22 protein-coding genes and 1 tRNA gene are annotated in these 23,935 nt (G+C 57.5%); 18 read left to right on the top strand and 5 right to left on the bottom strand.

Translation table 11 applies throughout. From position 1 onward, the window contains the following. Positions 1-34: 34 nt before the first annotated feature. The 3 genes from SIC17_RS01905 to SIC17_RS01895 all read left to right on the top strand — a co-directional run bounded on the left by SIC17_RS01905 (position 35) and on the right by SIC17_RS01895 (position 3,973). Positions 35-1,411 carry a Do family serine endopeptidase gene (locus tag SIC17_RS01905; RefSeq protein WP_412546245.1) on the top strand — a complete coding sequence of 459 codons (1,377 nt, stop codon included), beginning with the start codon at positions 35-37 and terminating at the stop codon, positions 1,409-1,411. Positions 1,412-1,999: 588 nt separating this feature from the next. Further along, complete coding sequence (locus tag SIC17_RS01900; RefSeq protein WP_291895909.1) at positions 2,000-3,313, top strand: replication-associated recombination protein A; 1,314 nt, start codon at positions 2,000-2,002, stop codon at positions 3,311-3,313. A gap of 165 nt (positions 3,314-3,478) precedes the next feature. Continuing rightward, positions 3,479-3,973, top strand: coding sequence for a hypothetical protein (locus tag SIC17_RS01895; protein WP_291895907.1), 495 nt, complete (start codon positions 3,479-3,481; stop codon positions 3,971-3,973). Here the strand turns inward: SIC17_RS01895 and SIC17_RS01890 are convergent. Beyond that, positions 3,970-4,821 (bottom strand): hypothetical protein, encoded by an 852-nt coding sequence (locus tag SIC17_RS01890; RefSeq protein ID WP_412546244.1) that lies wholly within the window; start codon positions 4,819-4,821, stop codon positions 3,970-3,972. The genes SIC17_RS01895 and SIC17_RS01890 overlap by 4 nt on opposite strands. Before the next feature lie 132 nt (positions 4,822-4,953). On the opposite strand from SIC17_RS01890, the gene SIC17_RS01885 reads away from it, so the two are divergent. The 4 genes from SIC17_RS01885 (at position 4,954) to SIC17_RS01870 (ending at position 9,091) form a co-directional block, all read left to right on the top strand. Continuing rightward, complete coding sequence (locus SIC17_RS01885) at positions 4,954-5,376, top strand: potassium channel family protein (RefSeq protein ID WP_412546243.1); 423 nt, start codon at positions 4,954-4,956, stop codon at positions 5,374-5,376. Between the two features lie 92 nt (positions 5,377-5,468). Further along, positions 5,469-7,478 carry an acetyl/propionyl/methylcrotonyl-CoA carboxylase subunit alpha gene (locus tag SIC17_RS01880; RefSeq protein ID WP_291895901.1) on the top strand — a complete coding sequence of 670 codons (2,010 nt, stop codon included), beginning with the start codon at positions 5,469-5,471 and terminating at the stop codon, positions 7,476-7,478. A gap of 37 nt (positions 7,479-7,515) precedes the next feature. After that, on the top strand, positions 7,516-7,992 hold the full coding sequence (locus SIC17_RS01875) for a DUF805 domain-containing protein (protein WP_291895899.1): 477 nt from the start codon (positions 7,516-7,518) through the stop codon (positions 7,990-7,992). A 313-nt stretch (positions 7,993-8,305) separates the two neighbouring features. Continuing rightward, a complete protein-coding gene (locus SIC17_RS01870; protein WP_291895898.1) occupies positions 8,306-9,091 on the top strand; it encodes a hypothetical protein in 786 nt (261 codons plus the stop codon). Positions 9,092-9,100: 9 nt separating this feature from the next. Here the strand turns inward: SIC17_RS01870 and lipB are convergent, their stop codons facing one another. Then, positions 9,101-9,793 carry a lipoyl(octanoyl) transferase LipB gene (lipB, locus tag SIC17_RS01865; RefSeq protein ID WP_412546242.1) on the bottom strand — a complete coding sequence of 231 codons (693 nt, stop codon included), beginning with the start codon at positions 9,791-9,793 and terminating at the stop codon, positions 9,101-9,103. An 82-nt stretch (positions 9,794-9,875) separates the two neighbouring features. Here lipB and SIC17_RS01860 point away from each other — a divergent pair, with 82 nt between their 5' ends. From SIC17_RS01860 to SIC17_RS01845, 4 genes are all read left to right on the top strand, one after another. Beyond that, a complete protein-coding gene (locus SIC17_RS01860) occupies positions 9,876-10,124 on the top strand; it encodes a FliM/FliN family flagellar motor switch protein (RefSeq protein WP_291895895.1) in 249 nt (82 codons plus the stop codon). A 63-nt stretch (positions 10,125-10,187) separates the two neighbouring features. Continuing rightward, positions 10,188-10,274 (top strand) — tRNA-Leu (locus SIC17_RS01855). A gap of 88 nt (positions 10,275-10,362) precedes the next feature. After that, positions 10,363-11,541, top strand: coding sequence for a tyrosine-type recombinase/integrase (locus SIC17_RS01850; protein WP_412546241.1), 1,179 nt, complete (start codon positions 10,363-10,365; stop codon positions 11,539-11,541). A 150-nt stretch (positions 11,542-11,691) separates the two neighbouring features. Beyond that, positions 11,692-11,991, top strand: coding sequence for a hypothetical protein (locus SIC17_RS01845; RefSeq protein WP_412546240.1), 300 nt, complete (start codon positions 11,692-11,694; stop codon positions 11,989-11,991). Here the strand turns inward: SIC17_RS01845 and SIC17_RS01840 are convergent. Continuing rightward, positions 11,975-12,394 carry a hypothetical protein gene (locus SIC17_RS01840; RefSeq protein WP_412546239.1) on the bottom strand — a complete coding sequence of 140 codons (420 nt, stop codon included), beginning with the start codon at positions 12,392-12,394 and terminating at the stop codon, positions 11,975-11,977. The genes SIC17_RS01845 and SIC17_RS01840 overlap by 17 nt on opposite strands. Positions 12,395-12,484: 90 nt before the next feature. After that, positions 12,485-14,431 carry a hypothetical protein gene (locus SIC17_RS01835; RefSeq protein WP_412546238.1) on the bottom strand — a complete coding sequence of 649 codons (1,947 nt, stop codon included), beginning with the start codon at positions 14,429-14,431 and terminating at the stop codon, positions 12,485-12,487. Between the two features lie 168 nt (positions 14,432-14,599). Between SIC17_RS01835 and SIC17_RS01830 the strand changes: the two genes are divergently transcribed. From SIC17_RS01830 to SIC17_RS01815, 4 genes are all read left to right on the top strand, one after another. After that, positions 14,600-15,223 carry a hypothetical protein gene (locus tag SIC17_RS01830; protein ID WP_412546237.1) on the top strand — a complete coding sequence of 208 codons (624 nt, stop codon included), beginning with the start codon at positions 14,600-14,602 and terminating at the stop codon, positions 15,221-15,223. 114 nt (positions 15,224-15,337) lie between these two features. Further along, complete coding sequence (locus SIC17_RS01825; protein WP_412546236.1) at positions 15,338-15,946, top strand: hypothetical protein; 609 nt, start codon at positions 15,338-15,340, stop codon at positions 15,944-15,946. Then, positions 15,939-17,594 (top strand): primase-helicase family protein, encoded by a 1,656-nt coding sequence (locus tag SIC17_RS01820; protein WP_412546235.1) that lies wholly within the window; start codon positions 15,939-15,941, stop codon positions 17,592-17,594. The genes SIC17_RS01825 and SIC17_RS01820 overlap by 8 nt, the downstream gene beginning before the upstream one ends. 640 nt (positions 17,595-18,234) lie before the next feature. After that, positions 18,235-19,344: a hypothetical protein gene (locus SIC17_RS01815; protein WP_412546234.1), complete on the top strand. Its 1,110-nt coding sequence runs from the start codon at positions 18,235-18,237 to the stop codon at positions 19,342-19,344. Between the two features lie 488 nt (positions 19,345-19,832). Here the strand turns inward: SIC17_RS01815 and SIC17_RS01810 are convergent, their stop codons facing one another. Further along, positions 19,833-20,165, bottom strand: a complete 333-nt coding sequence (locus SIC17_RS01810) for a hypothetical protein (RefSeq protein WP_412546233.1) — start codon at positions 20,163-20,165, stop codon at positions 19,833-19,835. Between the two features lie 587 nt (positions 20,166-20,752). On the opposite strand from SIC17_RS01810, the gene SIC17_RS01805 reads away from it, so the two are divergent. The 3 genes from SIC17_RS01805 to SIC17_RS01795 are packed head-to-tail and all read left to right on the top strand — an operon-like array spanning position 20,753 to position 23,932. Beyond that, positions 20,753-21,940 (top strand): hypothetical protein, encoded by a 1,188-nt coding sequence (locus SIC17_RS01805; protein ID WP_412546232.1) that lies wholly within the window; start codon positions 20,753-20,755, stop codon positions 21,938-21,940. Beyond that, positions 21,937-23,055: a hypothetical protein gene (locus tag SIC17_RS01800; RefSeq protein WP_412546231.1), complete on the top strand. Its 1,119-nt coding sequence runs from the start codon at positions 21,937-21,939 to the stop codon at positions 23,053-23,055. Before SIC17_RS01805 ends, SIC17_RS01800 begins: the two co-directional genes overlap by 4 nt. Next, on the top strand, positions 23,012-23,932 hold the full coding sequence (locus SIC17_RS01795; RefSeq protein WP_412546230.1) for a CsgG/HfaB family protein: 921 nt from the start codon (positions 23,012-23,014) through the stop codon (positions 23,930-23,932). The genes SIC17_RS01800 and SIC17_RS01795 overlap by 44 nt, the downstream gene beginning before the upstream one ends. The last annotated feature ends 3 nt before the right edge of the window (positions 23,933-23,935 follow it).

Below are 23,935 nucleotides of genomic sequence, written 5' to 3'. Positions count from 1 at the left end.
TTTTCATGTCCGAAAGTGTGCCTATATGAACCTCATGATAAAATCTCTCGCTCTTCTCGCATCGCTCGCTGTTTCCGGATCCGTCCTGGCGCAGGAACTTCCCTTTGCCGCCGACCGTGTCGTTCCGGAGAGCCAGGCCCAGATGCAGCTGTCCTTTGCGCCCATCGTGCGCGAGGCCGCGCCTGCTGTGGTCAATGTCTATACCAGCCGCACGGTGCAACAGCGGGTCTCCTTCTTTTCCCGACGTACCCGCGAGCGCGAGCAGAACTCCCTCGGCTCCGGCGTGATTGTCGATGCGTCCGGTGTGATCGTCACGAATAACCATGTCGTGCAGGGCGCGGACGAGTTGCGTGTGGTGCTGGCCGACCGGCGCGAGTTCGAGGCACAAATCCTGTTGACGGACGAGGCCTCTGATCTGGCGATCCTGAAAGTCGAGACCGACGAGCCGCTTCCGGTCCTGCCGTTTGATACCGGCGGAGACGGGGAGGTGGGTGATCTGGTCCTGGCCATTGGCAACCCGTTTGGTGTCGGCCAGACGGTGACCAGCGGCATCATCTCGGCGCTTGCCCGCACCGATGTGGGCGAGAGCGATTTCGCTTCCTTCATCCAGACCGATGCCGCGATCAATCCGGGCAATTCCGGCGGTGCACTGGTGAATATGGATGGCGAGCTGATCGGCGTTAACACGATGATCTTCTCCCGTTCCGGCGGATCAAACGGAATCGGTTTTGCCATTCCTGTCGATCTGGTGAGCCGTGTCGTCGATACGGCGCTGAGCGAGGGCGAGCTGATCCGCCCCTGGCTGGGCGCGCGCCTGCAGCCGGTCACCAGCGACCTGGCCCAGGCTTTTGGCCTGGATCGTCCGCGTGGTGCCCTGATCAACGAGATCTACCCGGATGCGGCAGCAGATGATGCCGGTCTGCGCCAGGGCGATATCGTGCTCGCTGTGGATGGCCACGAGGTCAATAATGACAGTGGCACACGTTTCCGCCTGGCCACGCACGCAACCGGCGATGATGCGCGCTTCACCGTCCTGCGCGATGGTCGCGAGATTTCCCTGGATGTCCCGGTCCTGCCGGCGCCAGGTATTGCCGATCCGCAGCCTTTCGTGCCGGAAGGCGCCAATCCCTTTGTTGGCAGCTCGCTGCTCGAGCTCTCGCCGGCGTTCAATGAAAGTGTGGGCCTTGATTCCTTCGAGGAAGGCCTGATCGTGTCCAATATCCGACGGCGTTCCCTGGCGGCCAATTACGGCTTCCGTCCGGGCGACCGTGTCGTGGAGATCGATGGCCGGCGCATTGTCACGCTTGATGATTTCGAGGACATGCTGGCGCGCCTGGACGGCCAGGAGACCTGGCCGATCGCGGTCATGCGCCGCGGCCAGCGCATCGAGGCGGATATCAGGCTGTTCTGACGGCACTCGATATCTCGACGGATATCAACCGGCTCGACCGAGCGATCTCAGCTAACAGGACGCCAAGCGAACCGTCGGTCTGGAATCCAATCAGATCGTGCGGCGCTGTTTTTTCCCGGGGCACGGCTAAAATTGGGGGAGCAGTGGAACGCGAAAAAATTCTGTCCCAGTTTTTTGGTCAGCGATGAGATTCTACCGGTCGGTTTCATCAGCTTTGCTGGAATATGCCAGCGTGAATATGAAAATTGGGCTGCTTATCCCGACAGTCCACGGGCTATAGAGATCGAATAATAGCTTTTGAGCAACTAGCACAATGAGACAAAAAAGGCTCAGTATGGGCATCAAATACCTAATCTCTAATCTCCCTGTAGAATTGCTTTAGGGTCACATACTACGCACCACGCGAGGTGTGCCGCGGACGCCTAAACTCATAGCTACTCACACCCCAAACCAGCTTTTGCTCGTCCGGGCAACGAAGCAGGCGCCGCGGGCGAGCATTTCGCCACGGGTGTTGCCAATGACGCTCGGTACTCCGGCAAGATGACTCCCCGCTAGGCAGGCGCGACGCATCAGCCTAGCTTGGCTGCCATGTCCAATCTGTTCGAAGCCGCCGGTCTGGAAGCCGCTGCACCCCAGCCGCTCGCGGAAAGACTGCGCCCCGCAAATCTTGACGAGGTCATCGGCCAGGATCACCTGTTGCAGGGCGATGGTCCGATCGCGCGCATGCGGCGACAGGGGCGGCTGGCCTCGCTGATCCTTTGGGGACCGCCCGGTGTGGGCAAAACCACCATCGCCAGGCTGCTGGCCGAGGATAGCGGACTGGAATTCGAACCGCTGTCGGCGGTGTTTTCCGGCGTTGCCGATCTCAAGAAAGTGTTTGAACGGGCCCGGGCGCGGCGCCAGTCCGGGCGCGGCACGCTTTTGTTTGTGGACGAGATCCATCGTTTCAACCGTGCCCAGCAGGATGGCTTCCTGCCGGTGGTGGAGGAGGGGACCGTCACCCTGGTCGGGGCAACGACGGAAAACCCGTCCTTCGAGCTCAATTCAGCCCTGCTTTCGCGCTGCCAGGTTCTTGTGCTCAAGGCGCTTGATGATGCCGCGCTGGAAGACCTGCTCCGGCGGGCCGAGACAGAGACCGGTTCAAGCTTGCCACTGACAGACGGTGCCCGGACGGCCCTGCGCGGCATGGCGGACGGGGATGGGCGCTATCTGCTCAATCTTGTCGAGGAACTGATCTCGCTGGAGATCAGTGAGCCGCTCGACGGACAGGCACTGGCTGTTCATCTCAACAAGCGCGCGCCTGCCTATGACAAGGATCGTGACGAGCACTACAATCTCATCTCCGCCCTGCACAAGTCGGTTCGCGGCAGCGATCCCGATGCGGCGCTCTATTGGTTTGCCCGCATGCTGGAAGGCGGGGAGGACCCGCTGTTCCTGGCCCGGCGCCTGGTGCGCATGGCGTCTGAAGATATCGGCCTGGCTGACCCGACTGGGCTGATGATCGCCAATGAGGCTGCGCGCACCTATGAGCGTCTGGGTTCGCCTGAGGGCGAGCTGGCGCTGGCGCATGCCGTTGTGCACCTGGCCACGGCGCCCAAGTCGAATGCGGTCTATGTCGCCTACAAACGAGCCCGTCGGGCCGCGAAACAGACCGGTTCGCTTATGCCTCCAGCGCATATCCTCAATGCACCAACGCAATTGATGAAGGAGCAGGGTTACGGCGCTGGTTATGAGTACGACCACGACGCCGAAGGCGGTGTTTCGGGGCAGGACTATTTCCCGGATGAGATGGATGAACGTCCTGTTTTTTATGAGCCTTTGGAGCGCGGGCGCGAGGCTGCAATCGGTGAGCGCTTGCGGGCCTGGCGGCAGGTGCGCAAGGCCCGCCGAAAAACCGAATGAAGCGTGACGGTGGTCACACTTCGGCCACGCAGAACCGGTATAAACGCTTCACTGATCCCGCTAGCCGGGGCGCGAGAGCTGTACCAGTCTTGCAGGCACGCGCCCAAATGACTATCTGGGCGTGGCAAGAATAAAGGGGCCTTTCCGGGACGAAAGGTTGGTTCGGTGAAGTTATCGACGCGTACATTGTTGAGCGCCGCAGCGATTGCCTTGGCAATTGCGCCGATGGCGTCTGCGCAGGACAGGGCGGCCAATGGCCTGTTCGCGGCTCAGGATGTGCCTGTTCGTATCGGCGGTGAGGCGGGCGAGGCCTGTGTGACCGGTCGGGTCGAACAGCGCGTTTCGCGTGGTGATGATCGCGGTTTTGGAATCCTGCCAGTCTTCAGCGGTCCGGGTGAGGATTACGCGCCGGTCGACACGGTACGTTCCGGTGAGCTCGCTTATGGCTGCCAGACGGCTTATTCAAATGATTTGTCCGCGCAATGGATCGGCGTGATTTATGGGCCAAGCCTGGACAGTTGCGGTGTCGAGCCGCAGCCGGGGCGCGCACGCAACTATTCCGGTACCTGTCGGTATGGCTGGATCAATGCGACCGGTTTCACGGCCTTCCAGTCTGAAGACGTGATCCTGGTTGGCTCTGCCGACGACAGCGACGACTAGGCCTTTCCGGGCCAGAACCGACCCAGCACAACACCGGCGATTGCCGCATAGAGACCGAGGCCGGCCATCAGGCCCGCTTCGCCCTCGGTTAGCACAGCCAGTCCAGCCAGGGCCGCGATCAGAATGCCTCCACGAACACGCAGGCCGGAGAGGGGTTCTTCGGTCGCATCACCGACACTGTTGATCCGCCCCAGCAGCAGGGCGTGAACAACACCCAGCGCCAGAATTCCCAGCGCAGCATAGAGCATCATTTGCGGCATGACCTCGACGGCAGAGAGCAGGAGCGCGCGAAGATCGCCCTCCAGCTCGATCAGGTTCCACATGGAAAACGCCACGGCGATCATCGCCCCCACCAGGTTGAGGGTACGCTTGCGATCGAGAAACGCATCCAGCGCCAGGGCCAGACCGGCCACATAGCCCATCTCGGAATATCCGTCGCGGAAGATCGCAAGGCCGGCGAGGATAAGGACGACCGCCATGTCACCGAGCTTAACCGGATTGCCCACGGTGCGATTGACGACGCGTACAGCCATCAACACGAAGGCCAGCGTCCACAGGGACAGGTCATTGCCCAGCCAGACCAGCGGGACGACCGCTGCCATGGCGATGAAGGCCCCGGGATTGCGGTCCGGATCCAGCTCCCGGCCCAGGGCCCAGATCAGGAAGGCGGCGAACATAGCACCGAGCCCGGTGAAGCCGGCCGCCATGAGCGACTCGCCTGTCGACATGCGCCAGCCGGCTGTGGCGATCAGGATCAGCGGGAGCAGCATCAGCACTGCACGGTTCGACCCGTAGCGCGCGTCCAGCGGCCGGGAGATGGATGAAACGCGGTAGATGGGTTTGCTCATGATCTTCCCCGAACGTGCGGCCTGCGACGCGCTGGCGCTTGCTTTGCCGGGGCAAGTGCGGCAGTCGTCAGATCTGACCAAAGCTTGCCCCAGGGGCCTAGAATGATCGCAGCGCTGTTTGTTTCAAGTCTTATGGCTGTCACCACTGTCGCCATTCACATGGTCGGCCTGGTGTTTTTGACGGAAGTCATGCGCAAGCGCTCGCCCAAACTGCGCCCGCATACCAGCCCGCTGCGCCAGATGATTTTCATCCTGCTGGTCGTACTCGGCCTCTTCCTGATCCACGCGGTGGAGATCTGGGCCTATGCCGGTGTCTATGTGTTGGTTGGCGCGTTCGAGGATTTCGAGACAGCGCTCTATTTCTCAACCTCGACCTTCACGACACTGGGTTATGGCGATGTGATCATCGACAGCCAATGGCGCCTGGTGAGCGCGATTGAGGGGTTCAACGGCTTCCTCCTGATCGGTTGGTCGACGGCTTTCCTGGTGTCGGTGATCGCCCGCCTGCGCTCGACGGAAACCGACTGGCTCGACCATCTGGGTGAGGATGATTAAGCCTGCCGCATTTCCACGCTTGATGCTGATGCCCAAGCCACGCTAAACCCCATCTGAACCCGGGCATTCGCCTGTTTCAGTTTGGGGTCTCCATGTTCAAGAAAATCCTCATCGCCAATCGCGGCGAGATCGCTGTTCGTGTCATCAAGACGTGCCGCAAGCTGGGCATTGCCACCGTGGCCGTCTACTCCGAGGCGGATGCCGACAGCCTGGCGGTTGAAATGGCGGATGAGGCGGTTTTCATCGGGCCTCCGGCTCCCGGTGAAAGCTATCTGCGCATGGATGCGATTCTCGATGCCATCAAGCAGACCGGCGCTGACGCTGTGCATCCAGGATTTGGCTTCCTGTCCGAGAATGCGGCCTTCCCCAAGGCGCTGGAAGAGATCGGCGTGGCCTGGATCGGTCCGAATGTGAACGCCATCGACGCGATGGGTGACAAGATCCGCTCCAAACAACTTGCCGCCAAGGCCGGCGTCTCGACGATCCCCGGCGCGGATGGCGAGATCAGCGATGCCGAGACGGCTGTCGCCGCCGCCAATGCCATTGGCTATCCGGTGATGCTGAAAGCCTCCGCCGGTGGTGGCGGCAAGGGCATGCGCATCGCCCACAATGAAACCGAGGCGCGCGAAGGCTTCACCGCTGCGCGCAACGAGGCCAAGACCTCCTTTGGCGATGACCGCATCCTGATCGAGAAATTCATCGAGGAACCGCGCCATATCGAGATCCAGGTGCTCGGCGACAAGCACGGCAATGTGGTCTATCTCAACGAGCGCGAATGTTCCGTGCAGCGCCGCAACCAGAAAGTCCTCGAGGAGGCCCCGTCGCCCTTCCTCGACAAGAAGACCCGCGAAGCCATGGGCGCGCAGGCGGTCTCGCTGTCTGAAGCGGTGGACTATGACAGTGCCGGTACGGTCGAGTTCATCGTCGACAAGAACCGCAATTTCTACTTCCTGGAAATGAATACCCGCCTGCAGGTGGAACATCCGGTCACCGAGCTGATCTGTGGGCTCGACCTGGTCGAACAGATGATCCTGTCGGCAGCTGGCGAGAAGCTTTCGATCTCCCAGCGTGATGTCGGCATTGATGGCTGGGCTGTCGAGGCACGTCTTTATGCCGAGGACCCGTATCGCGGCTTCCTGCCGTCAATTGGTCGTCTCAAGCGTTTTATCGAGCCGGCCGAAGGCCCGCTGGGCAAGGGTGAGCTGCGCATCGACAGCGGTGTGCGCGAAGGCGACGAGATCTCCCTCTTCTATGATCCGATGATCGCCAAGGTGATCGGCTATGGAAAAACCCGTGAGGACGCGATCGATACGCTGGCAGCGGCCATGGATCGCCTGCACGTGGAAGGCCTGCAGTCCAACGCACCCTTCCTGTCGGCCGTGCTGGACGAGGCGGATTTCCGTACCGGCCGCATTCACACCGGCTATATCCCGGAGCACTTCCCGGAAGGTTTCCACGGCACCCGTCCGCGCGATGAACAGCTGATCTACATGGCCAGTGCTGCGGCCTATATGCATGAAATGCTGATCCGCCGCGCCGGCCAGACGTCCGGCCGTGTCGCTGATCCGGAGTATCCGGAAACACGCGAATGGATCGTGTTGATGGATGAGCGCCGTGTGCCGGTTGAAATCACCATGACAGGTGAGGGCGAGGCCCAGATCTGGTCTCCGGGCCTGACCCAGGAGCGCCAGACGCTGACAACGGACTGGACGCCCGGCGCCTGCCTGTTCCAGGCCAGCCTGGACGGTACTGATTTCTCGCTGGAGGCATCCACGCGTACCGAAGGCTTTTCCCTGCGCCACCGCGGTTATGCCGCGACCGCTGTTGTCTGTACGCCGCGCGCGGCCGAACTGCACGCCCTCTTGCCGGTCAAGGAGAAGGCCGACACCGCCAAGCTGGTCATCAGCCCGATGCCGGGGCTGATTGTTTCTGTCGACGTGGAGACGGGCCAGGAAGTAAAGGCGGGAGAAGCCCTGCTGGTGGTCGAGGCTATGAAGATGGAAAATGTAATCCGCGCCGAAAAGGACGGTGTCATCAAGACCATCAATGTCGAGGCCGGCGCTTCGGTCGCGGCCGACGAGCTGATGATCGAGTTCGAATAAACCGAGCACATCAATATCACCGGGGGAGGGTGAGGCGATGGACTGGCAGAATATCCTGTTCAACCCGAACGGCCGCATCGGCCAGGGCGATTTCTGGAAGGGCGTAGCGATCATCGTCATCGCCAACATCCTCCTGCACGCCATTCCGCTGCTGGGCGGACTGATCTGGCTGATGATGATCTGGGTCGGAATCACCGTTTACGGCAAGCGCCTGCATGATGCCGGGCGGTCCGCGATCTGGCATCTTCTGCCCTGGGTCGTCAGCATGATCCTGTGGGCCTTCGCCTTCCTTATCATTGGTGGTGCCGTCTTGACCCTCATCCTCAATGAGGGCGATGTGAGCCCCTGGGCGGTCATCTCCGCCGGTGGTGGTGTGCTGGGCATTGTCGGGCTGGATAACCTGATCTGGCTTGTCTACACGCTCTGGGTCGGTCTGGCGGCCGGTGACAGCGGCGAGAACGCCTACGGTCCGGCACCGGTTATCGAGGCGTCTGCAACCGCTCAAGGCGATTGATTGGCGCGATTGGCCAACTAGCCAGCGGCCTGAAACCGCCCATGTCTGGTCAGAGTTGGCGAACATGGAGGAGGCATTGGGTTTCAAGGCGCTCATCATCAATCGCAATGACACCCCACGGATCCTGCCCGGTGCGGGCGGCTAGCTCTCGGCCGCGGAGTTTGTCCGGGACTGTTTTTCTTCATTGCCGCCGGCCGCAGCATCTAAGTGAGCGTGAAACCGGGATTCTGCCGTCAAGCACAGCTTCTTCGTTGACGTGCCCGGGGTCTTGGCGGACAAAGCTCTCAACTTTGTTCGCTAAGGGGGCTGAGCGATGAATCCTGGAGTACTTTTCCTTCCCGTCTATCGCGCGTCGACGACTGCATTCCTTCTGGGTTTGCTGGTTCTGGCCGTCATTGATTTTGCGCGCATGTCGTCAGGCGTGCCGTTCCTGTCCGATGGACTTGGAATGGTGGCCGTCTGGTTCTTCGTGCTTTCGCTTCACATCAACCGGCTGCGCCACAGCGAGCGCGGAATGGGCATGGCCTTTCTTCCGGTCGGCCTGGCGGTCGTTGCAAAGTTCATCGGCTGGATCATCAGCATCTTCACCTTTGCCATGCAGGGAATGGTCGTGTTCGCTGCCGAGCGCGGTGTCGATGTCGATCCCGACGGGCCGCTGGAAGATGCCCTGACCAATCCCGACTTCGTGCAGGCCATGGAAGACCCGCAATTTGTTCAGAGCTTTACGGCCTGGGCAGAGGAGGACGCGACCATGCAGGCTGCGGCTGCGAGTGTTGGCGAGATGTCATCCTTCCTCGGTTTCTGGATTGTTCTTGCGGTGTTTGCCATCTGGTTCTCCCAGATGAAGCGTCTCGGTGGCGCCTTGCCGACTGTTTCGGAGGACACACCCTCCATGCTCAACCCGGAGCCGATGGCTGCGCCGTCCGAGCCAGAACCGCTTGCTGAACCGGTTGACGCCGAGGCGGTCGAGGTCGCAGAAGAAGCACCTGCAGAGCCTTCCGAGGACGCTGCGCCGGCAGAAGACGCCGCGACAGAGGACACACCGTCGGACGACAGTGCTGGCGATGACAGCATTGTCGACGAAAAGCCCAAGGACTAGGCCCAGAGATCAGGCAACGTCCTCATAGGGGCTCAGATCGGGGGCTTCGACCCGGCGGGCCGCTCCGAAAATATCGACAAAACTCAGATGGAGGGCTGTATCAAAGTCCTCCATCGTTGTTTTCAGGCCCAGATCATCCAGGCTGGTGACGCCGTAAAGCGGATTTGAGATGCCGCAGGGCGTGATTCCGCCGAAATGCGTCAGATCGGGTGCGACGTTGAAGGCGATGCCGTGGAAGCTCACCCAGCGGCGCAGGCGCACGCCAATGGCGGCGATCTTGTCCTCGCGGCCCTGACCCCGGTCGACCCAGACACCGACCCGGCCCTCACGCGGACCAGCCTCGATGCCAAAGGCGGCGGCTGTGCCGATCAGCCAGTGTTCCAGGTTCTGGATAAACTTGCGCACATCCTTGTCGCGGCGCGTCAGGTCCAGCATCACATAGGCCACACGCTGGCCCGGCCCGTGATAGGTGTATTCACCCCCGCGACCGGTCTCGTAAACCGGGAATCGGTCCGGCGTCAGCAGGTCCTCCGGCTTGGAACTGGTGCCGGCCGTGTAGAGCGGATCATGTTCGAGGAGCCAGACAAGCTCCTCTGCCTCGCCACGCGCGATCGCGGCAGCCCTGTCCTCCATGAAGGCCACAGCGGCCTCATAGGGGACTTTTTCAGTGGAAATGGCCCAATTCACGGCAGGTAATGTCATATCGCGTTGTCTTAACTCTCGTGAAACCGTATCGCGCAAACATCGTGATGATTATCCGTCAGGGCAAGTCCGGGAGTGATGTGTGAGTCAGATCAGTGCTGTGGAAGTGGAAATTGCTGTCCTGTTGGGCCGGTCCAAGATGCCGATCCAGCAATTTCTGCGCATGGGCCGTGGCGCAGTCATCCCCCTCGACTCAGGTGAGGAAGAGGAAGTCTGGATCCTGGCCAATAATCATCCCATCGCCCGGGGCGAGGTTGTCATCCAGGGCGACCGCATCGCTGTGTCCATTACAGGGCCTGCAGATGCCAACGAATTCTTTGCAGCTGCATAAACTACCGCATTTTCCTCTTCACAAGCCGCGCCGTAGTTGTTATTCCCCGCGCCTCCAACACGGGCGGTCGTGGCGGAATTGGTAGACGCGCAGCGTTGAGGTCGCTGTGGGGTAAAACCCGTGGAAGTTCGAGTCTTCTCGACCGCACCATTTTCCTGGCAGATGTCTGAGGCATCACAGGGAAATCGGATTTCAGATCAGCTCTCTCGGTACACAAAACGGTACACGGGATTGAGCGATGAACACCAAACTGCCTTACCTCTTCCAAAAGAACGGCGCCTACTTCTTTCGTAGGCGCGTGCCAGAGCGCTTCCGCGCCCGCGCCGGGTGCCACGAGTGGAAACACCGTCTCGGCCCCTCAGCACGCGATGATGCCTCATTGCTGATGGAGCTGCGCGTCCTCACGGATGCAACCGATCGAGCGATTGCAGGTCTTGGGAGAGGAGCTGCCCCAGCGCAGGGTTTCCTGCAGGCTGCCTGGGAGGCGCTCTATCCTGAATGCGCAGCCGAAGCTGTGCCCACTCTCTCGCAAGCTGCTGAGGTTTATGCGCGTCTGCGCAGCCTTGAGGTCCTGGATAAACCCGAGCAGATGGCACTTGATCAGTTCATTGCCTTCATGGGTGATCTTCGGGTCGATGAAATCCAGCGCCGGAAGGTGCGCGACTGGATTAGTTGGTTGGGTCAGGAACGCGGGCAGGGCAGTTCGACAATCAAGCGCCGTCTTTGTTCCGTCTCGGCCTTCTGCACGGCGGTGATAGATCAATATGAACTTGATATCGCCAATCCGTTCTCCAGGCATCGCGTTCGCACTGGGCCCGTTGGTTATCGAGAGCCATTCACGCGTGACCAACTCGCGTTGATCAATTCGTGGCTGCTGACCCCATGGGGCGATCGGACCAGCGGTTTGATCATCCGCTTTTTGAGAGCCACAGGCGCAAGGCCGCTTGAAATCGGGGGGCTGGCTGTTGCGGATGTGCGCCTCGATCACGAGCTGCCACATATCTTCATCAGGCCCAACGCCTTCCGGGGGCTGAAGACACCGGGTTCGTCGAGGCTATTGCCCTTGGTGAGTGACGCTGTCACTGCAGCAAAACAGGCTATCGAGAGAGCTGATGGGGAGGCGTTGTTCCCCAGCGCTTGTCATGAGACCGGTCGATTATCCGCCAGGCTGAACAAGGCGATCAGGTCGGCAGGTGTTCCCAAGCGTAGAGAGCTGACTGCGTACTCCTTTCGCCACACGGTGCAGGAAGCCATGCGTCTTAGCGGCGCTCCGTTCGATGTCCAACGCGCGGTACTAGGACACGCCAAGACGACAGTGACTGAGCGTTATGGCGCGCGGCAGGTGCCGTTGGAGTTGATGTCGAAAGCTCTATTCGTGGCTTTCGGTCAGACCTTTCCAGGCGCAGCGGTCGAGTAGGAGGCGCACAAGAGAGCGCGGTTGGTGCGTCGTTTGTAAATTTCGGAGATTTCAGCAGGCGGCTTTCCAATTTGGAGTGCGTAACCAAAAGGAGTTCTTGATGGTTTGGCTCTCTTGACGTGTAGCTGGGTCCGCGATTATCTCGCCGGCATGACCGAAAAAACTCCCCCGCCATTCCGCCGCCGCTACTTGATCCTCCCAACGATCGGCGTGTCGATCTTTACGATCGCCATGCTCATGCCAGGGAGAGACTGCTCCGAGCACACCGCCTTCTACAACGCGCGCGAGGAAGTGCGTTCCGAGATGCGCGATCCCAGCTCCGCCCGCTTCGAAAACGAAACAGCGGTCCTGGTCGGCGAATGCCGATACGAGGTTTCAGGTACTGTGCGGGGGACGAACGGCTTCGGCGGCGTGACCGCGGAAGAGTTCAGCGTCACCGTGCGAGGTTAGCCTTTTTCGCGTCTCGCAGCGACATCCAGCCTTCGGGGCGAGGGCGATCTCCGGAACCGTAACCCTCACCGGCAGCGATATTCCGCTCCGTCTTGTTGAGCCATCTGTTCGGCTCCTGGGTGGGGTCAATGCCTCGGGCTTCTAGCGCCTGGGAGATCAGCTCCCTAAGCGCCTCGATCGTTAAGGTGGGGTCTTCCGAGAGAAGTTTCCGTGCCTCGACGGCTTCAATCTCGGTACTGAACCCACGTCTTACAACCTTGCGGCCGTTCACAGTAATGCGGGCTGACCAGCCGCGCTCTGTGTCGAAGAAGACGCCTTTGTATTTCGATGTCTGCGTTTTCATCTTGGGTGGCGCTTTGTTTCGAAGGTTTTCAAGGCAGTCCTTGTCGATGATATGCGACAAGGTGAGCGAGCGATGAGCGGGGCCGTGCGTGCCCGCTGAACCAGCTCGCGGTGCGGTAGGCCCGATCAGTCCAACTGCATTGCTGCGACATTATTCAGGTTGTTCGTCGTCTCCTCCAAATCCTGCCATTTTCTTGCCCAAGGCCCACGCTTCTCGGATCAGCTTCTCGTTCGCTAGGAAAAACTCTCCTCCGAGGCTTTCGGCTTTGAGTTCCAGGAAGTCTTTCATTGCGTCCTCACCAACAACGGTGTGCATTGCCGCGTCTCTGGCAATAAAGCCCTCTCCGTGGGTCGAGAGCAGCAGGTCCCAACGATAAACACCCGCGGGGTAGTTTCGATTGATGTCTGTTTGGCGCTTGGATGGATGTCTGGACATTCCGACTTTGTAAATCGCGCTGTCCCCTCGCACACGAAAACGCCCATTGAGAAAAGCACCTGGGTCGCCTGCTAGCTTCAGCACATAGAGATGCTTCTCGCCGTTAGGAGGTTCAACCGTCCACCCCCTCTTGGGCAATGGCCCGGCCTTCGTCGGCCGTAGATAGTCACTCAGAGGCTCGATTGGCAGGGGATCGATACTAGGGCCGCGATAGACTTGGCGCTCTTCCATTTCCAGATTTAATAACTTGAGAACTTCAGCGCGCTTCAGTGCCACGCCTTGCGAGCCGATCGACTTTCCCAAAACAGGAGACCACGTTTGGTCAGCGAAATCAGAAATATCGGGAGCCTGCTCGATTGGAATTGACCAAGCTCTAGTGGCCCTTACCGAAAACGCCCAACCGTCTTTGTTCTCTGCTTCAGCTCGCGCCCGTCGAAGCAAGACCGGATCCACGAACTCCTCCGCTTCTCCGCGCTGATCACTCAGGACATACATTCCGAGCACCTTACCCCGCATGCTTTCGGGGGTTCGGCGTGTTTTGGATCCGTAGACCACCATTATCGGATCGGGGCCGCTTTCAGCCAGGAATGTGTCCAAGCGGCCTTCCTTTGAGAAGCCAACGCAGCCCCAGGTTTCAGGCGTAAAACCATCGAATGAGGTCAGCCAAACGCGAGGATTGTCGCTTTCCAGGCGCTCGCGCAGAGCCTCATCTGTAATGGGATCCGGTTGCCGCTGAGGGATGAGCCTGATTGAGAACCGATAAGGAGCAGTATTCTCTATCTCCACTTCGTCGCCCGGTCGAGCAAGTGCAGTTTCGAAGAAGCGGCGGACCGCACCCCGATCGCGAAAGATCTTCTTATCCGCTCCGTCGATGTCCGTTTCTACCGACTCACCATGTTCGAAATCTAAGATCAGCTTCTTTTCAGCTGCTTTCGTTTTGTTGGAGCCGCCGATGCTGTCCGGCGGAAAAAGGAGGAGATGGTCCTTTAGGTAAATATGGGCGTTTCGAATATTCCCGCCTGTAAGTTTGAGACGAGTTCTAGGGCTTAAGCCCGTGGCTGATGCGTCGATAGCTAGGAGCGATTTGTCGTCAAGCCAAGAAGGCCGCGTCTCAAGAAAGCCTGCATCGACGAGTGCTTCAGCTAGCTCATCATGCATCTGCCATTCGAAATGGCTGGTGTTCGGGTCACCCCCTCGACCTAAATCGCCGGCGAGCGCGGTTGTCCAGATGGGGGTGCCATTATCGCGCGTTCTCGGGTCAAGGCCGACAAACTCGGCTATCCGCCGGCCCAGCTTTCCATATTGCGTGTTCGCGGATGAGAAACTTTCCCACCGCGCCGCATGGGCGATTTGCTCAGCTGTCATGACGCCCTTGCGGGCGTGCTCCTGGAGCATCGTTCGTTCATGATCGGAAACGGACTGTGTCGACAAGAATTCAGCATATCTTTCGCGCGTGCCGATATTCGGTTCTCGTTGCCGAGCTCGCTGCTCTGATAAGCGATCGCTGACCCATCGTTTGGCGGCGCTGATGACGCCTTCCAGTGTCTCTGCTTCGAGCCGTTCACCAACACGCCTCTTGCCAAGATAGATCTGGGCGATTGCCTTGCCCGAACTATCATCCGCTATAATGCGATGGTGGCGGAATGTGTGATCTTCTCTCATTTATGGTGTCCCAAGTCGTTGATTTACGGGAGAGGGCGGGCTCTGATTTCGGCTAGCCGGCAAAGCTCTGGAGCTGTCATGAGCGATATCTTCAGGCGCGGTTGTTTCACTATTTCATGAGGACCGATCCCGAGTTCTCATCCCGTTTTTTAGATGGCCTAAGATGAAATGAGAATTCTCGATTACCCTTCTAAGTTGTCAATCGCAAAAACACTTGAGACGTTGATCAGTGAGCACTTCCAAGGGGACTTTAAAGTACAAATTCTGGAGCTGGCGGTAGCTGGTGACGTGACGGTTGTGGGCCGCAAGATGCGCATAGGGGTGACTGGTCTGTATGGGTTTGAAGACCCTCAGGAGATCGAAGGTGATGAGGCCGTTATTCACCCGGCAGATTTGCGCGCTGGTGATTGGGACTGGAATGAAAGCAAGCTGACCTTTGAGACTGTCTCGCGAAACCTTCCGGAGGGCCGCGACGATTGGTATGTCGACGTGTCTTTTGTGACAGCTGAGATCATTGAGCTCATTGAGGGCGAGTTGCCAGCGAATAGAAAGCCGGTCCACACTTCGCGAGGCCCGCGCCCAAATAAGAATTGGCCGGAGTTGTTACAGATCGCAAAAGATCTTGCACGGGATGGCGGTTTTCCATCGAAGGAAGACTTTTATGAGACGATCTCTGAAACCGCTAGAAATAACGGTGGATGGGCGCCTAAGGGGACCTCAAGTTATAAAGCCCGGAATAGAGCTGGCTCTTTCGGGGCACTGGCGAGTAAAGCAACAAGACAGTCAGAGTAGTCAGAGTTTCTGACGCTTTGACAGTGACTAAATCTGTTTCAGTGACAGTGAGGAGACGGTGTTTTCTGTGCCTGCACCAACTGGGTGTGGCTCTGAAAACGAAAGGAGAAGGCGTTGCCTTCATACCTCCCCAATCTCTACCAACACGTCCCCGACGACATGTTTATCGCCGTCTGGACGAAGTCCCCAAATGTGACCGAGTTCTTTTCGGTCGCGGAATTCGAAAACGCTGAAGAGCGCATGCTGGAACTCGCGAAATCTCGCGATGTTTATCACAGCTGGACGCTCTTGAAGCATCGCCCTCAGTCCGGTCGCGGCACCGCGGCGGATGTCGGGGCATCGGTCGGCGTCATGTTTGATGCAGACCTGTATTCGGACGACCCTGCGGTTCACAAGCAGGAGGCGTTGCCGAAGAGCCTGGATGAAGTTCTCGACTGGCTATCTGAAGCCGAGATTGATCGTCCCACCCAGATCCGCTCATCGGGCAATGGTCTTTACCTTGACTGGCTGCACCCCGAGCCGCTGATTTTTGAGCGTGAGGCGGAGCGCCTCGATTATGCGAACCAGGTGAAAACCTTCCACCGCATCCTTCGAGAGTCGGCTTTCAAGCGTCGTGGATGGAAATTCGATGTGACTGATGACCTGGCCCGAGTAACGCGCATGCCGGGCACGCTCAATCACAAGACTATTCCTGCCAAATCAGTGGAGATCATCGATGTCTAATCGCTTCTTCATTGAAACCCTCTTGAGCATGGGTAACCAGACCGAACCGATGGAGCCCGATCTCTCCGATCAGTTGGCGAACGACAACGCGCCAGACTCGGGCGATCCACAAGACGTTGCGCTTCAGCCGATCCTGCGGGGATGCAAGGCTGCGAATGCCTTGATCAACGAAGCTGCTAGCCATTCTTATGACCAGTGGTTGGCTCTTGCGCAGCTTCTTTCCCGCGTGGCTGACGGTCGCCGGACCTTCAGCAAGATTAGCGCGGCTTATCCCGGATACGACCCGGCCGATGCCGATCGAAAGTTCGAAGAAGCGCGCTTCAAGCTCAAGCCGCCAACGTGTCGTCGCATCGGAGAAATGACCGGCGGCGACGCATGTCGCGGGTGCGCCATGCAGTTTACTGTGAATAGCCCATACGCCCTGCCACATCTGCCGGCTGACGCTATCGAGGTATTCGCTGATTATGCGGCGGTTGTGCATCCACCGATGTTTGTGAACGTCGTGACGGGTGAGCGTTATTCCGAGAAGGCATTTGAGCACAAGTTCAGCCATCTTTCGAAGAGCGGCCGCATGGCCACGAATTTCCTCAAGGCCAAGTCCGCCGGCAAGGTGGAGCGCTTGGTTTACCGTCCCGGAGATCCCCCGGGGATTTTCAATCTCGAGGGCAACAACGTTCTCAACGTCTGGCGTGATACTGGCGTAGATGCCGTCCCTGGCGAGTTTGGAATGATCGCGAAGCACCTCGAAAACCTTGTTCCGGATGTCGCCGAGCGTGAACACGTTCTCGACTATCTCGCCCATCTTGTTCAGCACCCTGCGGTCAAGATCAAACACGTCCTTCTGATCATCGGAGGGCAGGGCATCGGCAAGTCCGCGATCGGTCGACTTGTTTCTCGCCTGGTAGGCAATGAGAACACGCTCATGGTCGGTCCATCGGAAGCTGAGGATCGTTTCAAAGCGCGCTGGGGTAACCGCCAGGTGCTTGTATTCGAGGAGTTGATGGCGGATAACCGTCTTAAATTTTACAATGATGTGAAGCCTTGGATTACCGAAGATGTTCATTCGGTGGAAGAGAAGCATATCCAGAGCTACATCACGTCCACCCCGCGCGGGATGCTCGCTTTCTCTAATGAACATGCCCCGACGCGTGTCTCAGCAGATGATCGACGTTTCTTCGTGGTGCGTTCGCCGATGAAGAAGCAGTCCGCCGATTACTATGATGCGCTGTTTGATGAGATCGATGGAGACCAACTCTGCGCTTTCAAGCATTTCTTGCTTCAGCGCGATCTGACTACGTTCAATCCAGATGCAGACCCGCCAATGACCGAGGCAAAGGTGGAAATGATCGCAGATACCCGCGCGCCGCTTGAAAGCCGCCTGGAGGAACTGATCGCCACGGCAGAGGGGCCATTTGCGAAAGATCTGGTCTCGATCAGCACCATCCGCTCAATGGTACGTGAGGATATTTTCGATAAGCGGCCTTCTGTCCCTGCGGTAACTAGCGCTTTGCGCTCGCTTGAACACGTGCCTTTGCCCTCGCAGGTGCGTTTGGACGATAATTCGCGTCCGCGTCTTTGGGCAATTCGCAACCATGAAAAATGGGCTGCAGCAGACCAGCAGCAGGTACGCGAAGAAATGGCGCGTTAGCACGAATGGGGTGTGACGGTCTCAGTTCTTTCTGTCACACCCCACTACTTATCTATATATTCTGATTATAGTTTTTTAGAAATATTTTGGAGCTGAGACAGTGAGCTCTGAGACAAGCCCCTTGTTCCCCATCGCTTCCGCACCCCGCTCTATTGAAGAGCGTGTTCCATGGGATGTCGTGTCCAGTCGTGAATTAGCAGAACTTATCGGTGTTAACTTGCAGGTGCTCGCGAATTGGCGCTCCAGAGGGAATGGACCCGCGCCCGCACCCGCTGAGTGCTTCCGGGGCAAGTCTGCTTACTACCCTGTCTGTAATGTGGTCGCGTGGCGATTGGGCATAGAGCCCTGGGAGGCTGCCGCGCAATGGCTGCGGGAGCGTTTCTTTTTCCCGGAACCTTTGGAAACCGAAGAGCGGACTTGGCGCATAATCTGGCAGCAGCAGGGATGGGGGATATACCGCTTGGCCCATCCACCGCGAGTTTCTGTAGTCAATGCACCCACTGGGAATAGCCATGATGGTTGAGACGGAGCGACTTGGCTCTGCTAGCGAAAAATTAGCATGGGCAATACAGAAAAATGATATGCCCACACTTTACACCCGCGAATTGCTGCAATAAAAAGGGCAAATCAGAAATATGAAATGCCCGGAGAAATCGTGGTTACCCTCAGAGATGAATTTGAAGAGCGTCTTGAAGAGTTTCGAGAAGAGTATGGCTTCTACGAACAGGACGAGGTGGTGCAATCGTTCGCCGTAATCGGCGAACTTCTTGATCTTGTGTTTATTGGTGATGAGGCGGCGATGACTATGTCGCTTCTGAAAGAGGTGATCCGGAAGGGTACGCGACCGGATTGGTCCGAACTGAATTTGGGCGCGGTTTCACCGGATCCAGATTGGCGTGAGGTTTGGCGCAGCATCGACGGATGGGACGCCAGCTCGTGCCCTCCGTTTCTTGATGAGCTGCATGATCTGAATGCTTTCGCCAATTTCGGCATCCTGCCGATCTGGGACATTCATGCAGACAATCAGAACCATATTGAAGTGCGGCATTTGAAAGCGCGTTTCGACGACAGTGCTAACCCAGCTGCATGGGTCATAAGAGTATGTGATAAGATTGAACGCCTCGAAAAATTAGTTTCGCACGGCGCTGACGGTGCTTCGAGCCTCTTCTACCTTCCAAATCTGCGTCAATTGGCTTTGGCGCGCCTCAAACTTGATGATGGGCAGCCTCTTACGGTGCAGGAGCTGGCAATTTTGTCGGGAGTATCGGTCAAGCGGCTGCAGAATGCGATCTACGCCCAAAGCGAAGGGGCGCCTTCTGTCTCGAAAAGTGGGGCAATTGCCAAAGATGGTGTCGATCGCTGGCTCAATGATCGTGATTACAAATGGTCACTTTGGAAGCAGGTATCTCAGCTCTATCCGCTGAGTGCTAACTGGGGGCGTGATATCGAGTATCACGCATTTGATGAGCTTGAGACGCACGCTGATTATGTGTTCGTGCCTGTCGCGAGTGATGGAACTGTGTTTCACCCAGGCCTTGCTCGAGGGCGTGGCGAACAGAAGTCCTTCCATGTTGGTCCAAAAGGCGATGAGAAGGTTATTGGAACCTTTAGAGACGCCTTGAAGGAGCTGTCCGAAATGGAAACTCCGAGATGGCGGCGACCGAATGCTGAGAGCGGCAAGTGGGGTATCGTTTCCGGGCAGTCATGGAAGCGCATGCGAATGGCTGAGCTGGAGGTGATGGCGCGATGAAGCCTATAACCGCCCCGCTGACACGGCACGCTGAAAAGCGGTCTGTTGACAGAAACCTGCCTGAAATCGCTCGATGGTTGCTTCTCGAATTCGGAAACGAGGCGCCAGATCGGAAGCAGCAAGGGTGTACTAGTTTCTCTTTTGACAAGCGCGCGTGGCGCGAGCTGGAGCGATTTTTCGGGGCTTGGCGACTTAAAGAAATGAGCCAACTTCGAAATGCATACATGGTCGTGTCCGCGGAGGGCGAAATCGTCACCTTGGCGTATAGAAAATAGCCGAATTCCACACTTCTGGTGAACTTAAAACAAAGGAACAGAGGAGGCGATATGACATGTTTGCCCGCCCACGGCCGTGTACGATGTGCACGGTGCTTTCCCGAAAGTGATGGCAGAGAATTCGACTCATCTACTTTGACGGCGACAAACGGTGGGTGGCGTATAAAACTCAACCCACTCGCTTGGGGCGCCGAGGAGCCAGAAGTGTTAGTCCTAGGTTTTTCTAAAGGGCCGACACAAGCTGGTGCGCTCGTAAATGAGGCGCATGATGAGATCGCCTTCAAGGGGGGGCGAACCAATGTCGGGAAGATCTTGGAGCATCTCGGAGTCGTTGAACGACCTCACGGTATGAATTATCGGGCAATGGTAGACCAACTTATTAGTGATCCGCGCGGCAGATTTCACTTTGGATCGCTTGTCCGGTGTACAGTTGAGCGTTTTGATGAGCGTTTGAATTGTTGGCAAGGCACCGGTGGCGGGATGCTGGACAAATTTGTTGCCTCCGAGTTTGGCGAGACAATAACTAGCAATTGCGCGCAACAACATTTGGTTGGGTTGCCGCGAAGCGTTAAACTTGTCGTGATGTTCGGTCTCGGGACGCGTCTAAATTATGTGTCCGCGTCTCGGAAGCTCCTTGAAAGAGCGCTCCGCGCGTCCGCAGATCAAATGAGTTCTGTTGCTTATCGAATTGCTGGGGTCACTTTCGTGCATGTTGAGCATTTTGCGTCGCAGGGAGCTCATTTGCCGAACTGGTTGGGTGAGCGTGACCATAATAGGTCGAAGCTTGGCTTGATGGCGCGGTCGGCTGCGAAGAAAGCGCTTCATGGGTGATGGAATGATCTGTTCGCGTACCTTTCAGAGCAGGTTTGTGCGCTCGGCGGGTTCGTCGGAAATGAAATGATCCCGAATTTTCGAAATCGTCCCCGATGTGTGTGCAACGCTCGCCGCCCAGAGGCCGCATCCAACCTGTAAAAAGTGTGGCACCCGTAACCGCCACCGCATTTACCAACTGAGCACCCAAATTCGTTTCCGGAATGTCCGGCTGTGGATAACGTTATGGTTGAATGTAGATATTCTGGCCATTTGGGGTATGCGTTGTATCATTGCGTTTCGTTAGGCGACGTTCGGGTTAGATGCGTTCTTTTATCCTCATCTTAGTGCTGGTGGTAACGGCTTTCGGTGGACGAGGGGCGAGCCAGGATTTGTTGGGTGTTTTTGCGCCCGTTGAGCTGCTCTCTAACCCTAACGTGGAGACGATTGTCCGCCGTCACGTGGAATTGGTCGGTGCTCCGCCAGTCGGCACAGAGCTTACCCCTGTTTACACAAACGTGGTGTCGTCGAACTTGCAGGTAAGCAGCGGGCTTTCGCTTTTGGAGGCGCAGCTGCAGTCGGACGGGTATGCGATACTCATCAGTCGTTTCGAACATGACTTGGTACCGGTGCAGTTACTCGACGGACAGAGAGGTTTTGCTGTCCGTGTTTACCTAACAATGGTGGTCGATTTTTTCGTTTCGCGCGCGGCATTTTCCTCTGAGGCGAGGCTAGAAACCGTGCACACGATCCCGATCGTTTTGGGGCGTCTTTACCCGAGCGGCGGTTTGCTGCGTCAAGAACCGGATGCGCAGCAAATTGCCGATTTCTACATGGACACGCTTGAGGTGGCGATCGCACAACTCGGTGTTTCTGCCGCACGGGATACGCGCATAGAGAGGCGCCGTGCCACCCGAATTTTTGAAGTTGCTCCAGTTTCTTATTCCCCATCAAGCACCGACTATCTTGAAAATGAGCTCGGCCTGGATGGAAGCGAACGTCAAGCGCTAGCCAGTGAGCTGGCTTATCTGCTCCATGCGGCCGTCATGGAGGCTCTCGCCGAAAGTGGTGCGGGGCAAATTGCGATCGTGCCACCGTCTACTAATTGGTCTATCGCCAATGTCTCGCAGTTTCTGGATGCGGAAATTGGAGGGCGCCAAGAAATGAGCGTCGGGGCGGCTGCGGATCAGCGTGGAATGCTGATCAGGGCGGAAATATCACGATCTGCCACTCTTGATGGGACTGAGAACACTCTTGGGCGCCAGCGGTATGCGGCAAGTGAAGTGCAGGTTCGCGTCGTTGGTGCGAACGATGAGATGTCCCGCCCTCGATCATTGCCAGAAGACGAGCGAGTTGTGTCGGCGCGTGGCGCAGGAGCGTTCGTGTCGCTTGTGGGCGTTGAAGACCCGCCACTCCGCGGCATGTGGCGGAAAGGTTATCGGGATGCGGTGTTGGCGTTGAGCGCCGAACTTGTCGATCGCATGGTTCTTACCTCCGAGGAAATTAGATGATCAAGAAAATTGGCGTTATCGCGTTGTTTGCGGCACTTCTGGGCAGTCAGTCGGCAGCAGCGTCCTGGGCCCAGGATCAGGTTGTTGGAGTCGCTTACGGCGAAACGGAGGTCGAAGCCCTGAATGAAGCCTATTTCGAAGGCTTTCGTTCACGTCTGGAATTAGTAGCGAGTGATGAAGCGAGCGGGCAGGTTGGCGATAGGTTTAGACGAGACTTCGAACGTTCGAACCTGGAGTTTCGCAACCGATATTTTTCTCTGGACACCGCGGAGCGTTGCTTGCCAGAAGATGCGCGTTTTCTTTGTGAGATCGCCGGGCAATTCAATTCTTCCGCGCTTCGCAATGACCTCGCTGCGGTTCTGGGCGGACAAGCATATACTTTTGTTGCTTCGGCGGCCGAGAGCGACGATCCGCGTGCCAGCTTTGTCGTGGATCAGCTAACAGGCGAGTTTGCGATATATAATCACCGTATTCTGTTCGGCGCGACTTCGCGAGAGGCGATCCGAAACGAGAGTGCGAACTTCAGTCTTGCGATTTACGAGGCAAGTTTTTCGGTCTTCGAGTTCGATCGTTACCTTGGACGGTCGAGCGGTTCGTTGACGATCCGATTTAGGTTGCTGGACCTCGAAGGCGGCGAGACATTGGCCGTTGAGCCGATAGTCGTCACTGCCTCTGTGACAGGTAGCAATGCGTCGGCAAATGAGGCCATGCTTGTTGAGCAACTCTCTTCGCGTGGTGCAGTCGAGATTGCAGCGACGGTTAATGCTGAAGTCGCAACTTATGCTGACCGCCGCAATTCTATCTCAGAGGCTTCCAATCTCGCAGAGTTGGGCCGCGACGCGTTTTCTGTGAGAGCCGTTGGGGTAAATCGCCGAGATCGCGATAGTCGAGAATTCTTGAGGTACCTCAGGGATGCTCTCAACGCCATGGAAGGCGTCGATGATGTTGAGACGGATTTCGACGCGAGTTCTGAAACGGCAACAGTTGTTAATTTCACCGCACCGGCCGATCTCAACCCTGATGAAATGATCGACCGTTTTTACGAGGCCTTCGATTATCTCGAGAGCTTCTATGCGGATTATTTCGGCCAACAAGAATTCGAGATCGGTTACTGATATGGCATACAAGGCGCTTTTCATCGCATTTGTTCTTGGTGTTTTCCTGGGGCCCGCTGAAGCGAGCCAGTCGGATAATCGGCCGTCCATGGTGATCGCGCCGGTGCGAGTTGATGCCGATATTGCCCAGGTGAACCGGTTCGACGTCGATGGTGTTCTGCACAGTGAGCTTCTTTCCGCGGTTCGAGATACGCGCCGTTTCCGAGTGCTTGAACGGGATCAGGAAAACCTCGACGCAATACTTCGAGAGCAGGATTTGGAGGCAAGTTCGTTTTCCAATACCAGCGACGCGCGTGCAGGGCGAATAGCGGCGGCCGGTTACGTGGCTGTGCCTTATATCACGTCTTTCCGCTTTGGTGCGAGTTTCAGAGAATTGGATGCGTTTCCGGGAACCTACGATCGGACCGATCGGGTAGGGATTGAGGCATCCGTTAGGGTCGTGAACTCCGAGACCGGCGAGTTGGTTTTCATAGCGAACAGCTCAAGCAATTACGTTGCAGAGATAGAGGCAGTTACAGGTCGCACGGGCGGTCCAGCGAGAGTCGTCGTTGATCGGCTTGCTTCAGAGGTCGCGAACGATCTCGTGTCTGAAATCGTAAACTCGGTCTTCCCAATCATGATTGCAGATATTTCCGCTGGAGAGGTTTACCTGAACCGTGGCGGCGAAGGCCTCAACACCGGTGACCGATTTGATGTCTATGCGCAGGGCCGGCAGCTAGTGGACCCGCTGACAAACGAACCTATGGGCGCGAGTGTGGAGCTTTTGGTTGGGACCATCGTTATTTCACGTGTCGAAAACCGTTTTAGCGTGGCGCGAATTGTAGATGGGGACGCGTCGCATTTTGAAGTCGGCGCCATCGTCCGTGCCGCCGATTAGAAA

Origin of the sequence: Maricaulis sp. MIT060901, assembly GCF_047123815.1 — a bacterium.
Classification (GTDB): domain Bacteria; phylum Pseudomonadota; class Alphaproteobacteria; order Caulobacterales; family Maricaulaceae; genus Maricaulis.
This window is presented reverse-complemented; position numbering and strand designations above follow the sequence as displayed.

What these genes read in the sequence shown, in the direction of transcription:
- SIC17_RS01810 (WP_412546233.1), bottom strand. Translation starts at nt 20,165, where the DNA reads ATGTTGTTGCGCGCAATTGCTAGTTATTGTCTCGCCAAACTCGGAGGC.
- SIC17_RS01805 (WP_412546232.1), top strand. Translation starts at nt 20,753, where the DNA reads ATGCGTTCTTTTATCCTCATCTTAGTGCTGGTGGTAACGGCTTTCGGT.
- SIC17_RS01870 (WP_291895898.1), top strand. Translation starts at nt 8,306, where the DNA reads ATGAATCCTGGAGTACTTTTCCTTCCCGTCTATCGCGCGTCGACGACT.
- SIC17_RS01815 (WP_412546234.1), top strand. Translation starts at nt 18,235, where the DNA reads ATGCCCGGAGAAATCGTGGTTACCCTCAGAGATGAATTTGAAGAGCGT.
- SIC17_RS01835 (WP_412546238.1), bottom strand. Translation starts at nt 14,431, where the DNA reads ATGAGAGAAGATCACACATTCCGCCACCATCGCATTATAGCGGATGAT.
- SIC17_RS01795 (WP_412546230.1), top strand. Translation starts at nt 23,012, where the DNA reads ATGCGGATTATTTCGGCCAACAAGAATTCGAGATCGGTTACTGATATG.
- SIC17_RS01845 (WP_412546240.1), top strand. Translation starts at nt 11,692, where the DNA reads ATGACCGAAAAAACTCCCCCGCCATTCCGCCGCCGCTACTTGATCCTC.
- SIC17_RS01880 (WP_291895901.1), top strand. Translation starts at nt 5,469, where the DNA reads ATGTTCAAGAAAATCCTCATCGCCAATCGCGGCGAGATCGCTGTTCGT.
- SIC17_RS01890 (WP_412546244.1), bottom strand. Translation starts at nt 4,821, where the DNA reads ATGAGCAAACCCATCTACCGCGTTTCATCCATCTCCCGGCCGCTGGAC.
- SIC17_RS01905 (WP_412546245.1), top strand. Translation starts at nt 35, where the DNA reads ATGATAAAATCTCTCGCTCTTCTCGCATCGCTCGCTGTTTCCGGATCC.
- SIC17_RS01885 (WP_412546243.1), top strand. Translation starts at nt 4,954, where the DNA reads ATGGCTGTCACCACTGTCGCCATTCACATGGTCGGCCTGGTGTTTTTG.
- SIC17_RS01830 (WP_412546237.1), top strand. Translation starts at nt 14,600, where the DNA reads ATGAGAATTCTCGATTACCCTTCTAAGTTGTCAATCGCAAAAACACTT.
- lipB (WP_412546242.1), bottom strand. Translation starts at nt 9,793, where the DNA reads ATGACATTACCTGCCGTGAATTGGGCCATTTCCACTGAAAAAGTCCCC.
- SIC17_RS01820 (WP_412546235.1), top strand. Translation starts at nt 15,939, where the DNA reads ATGTCTAATCGCTTCTTCATTGAAACCCTCTTGAGCATGGGTAACCAG.
- SIC17_RS01850 (WP_412546241.1), top strand. Translation starts at nt 10,363, where the DNA reads ATGAACACCAAACTGCCTTACCTCTTCCAAAAGAACGGCGCCTACTTC.
- SIC17_RS01900 (WP_291895909.1), top strand. Translation starts at nt 2,000, where the DNA reads ATGTCCAATCTGTTCGAAGCCGCCGGTCTGGAAGCCGCTGCACCCCAG.
- SIC17_RS01800 (WP_412546231.1), top strand. Translation starts at nt 21,937, where the DNA reads ATGATCAAGAAAATTGGCGTTATCGCGTTGTTTGCGGCACTTCTGGGC.
- SIC17_RS01875 (WP_291895899.1), top strand. Translation starts at nt 7,516, where the DNA reads ATGGACTGGCAGAATATCCTGTTCAACCCGAACGGCCGCATCGGCCAG.